The organism is Ochrobactrum sp. SFR4 (assembly GCF_019730395.1).
GTDB lineage: Bacteria > Pseudomonadota > Alphaproteobacteria > Rhizobiales > Rhizobiaceae > Pseudochrobactrum.
The window spans coordinates 1-279 of sequence record NZ_JAAPBB010000690.1 but is presented as its reverse complement, the minus strand read 5'-3'; the positions used below and the strand labels follow the sequence as shown (position 1 = coordinate 279).

Annotated in this window: 1 protein-coding gene; it reads left to right on the top strand. The window is 54.8% G+C overall.

Annotation, left to right across the window (positions count from 1 at the left end):
- Positions 1–279, top strand: a 279-nt coding sequence (locus HBA93_RS20820) for a membrane dipeptidase (RefSeq protein ID WP_221724541.1), incomplete at both ends; no start/stop codon positions are given.

The following is a 279-nucleotide window of genomic DNA, read 5'->3' as shown; positions in this document are numbered from 1 at the left end:
AAAATCTGCCGCGACGCCGATGATATCCGCACAGCAATAGCCAATGGCGCATTTGCGTCAGTACTACATATTGAAGGTGCTGAAGCGATCAGCGCTGATCTCGATGAACTCTATGTGCTGCATCAGGCAGGTCTGCGCACTTTGGGTCCGGTCTGGAGCCGTCCGAACATTTTTGCTTACGGCGTTCCGTTCCGCTTCCCGAGCACACCGGATATCGGTCCGGGTCTCACCGATGCCGGTAAAGCCCTGATCCGCGCCTGTAACGAACTGAAAATCATG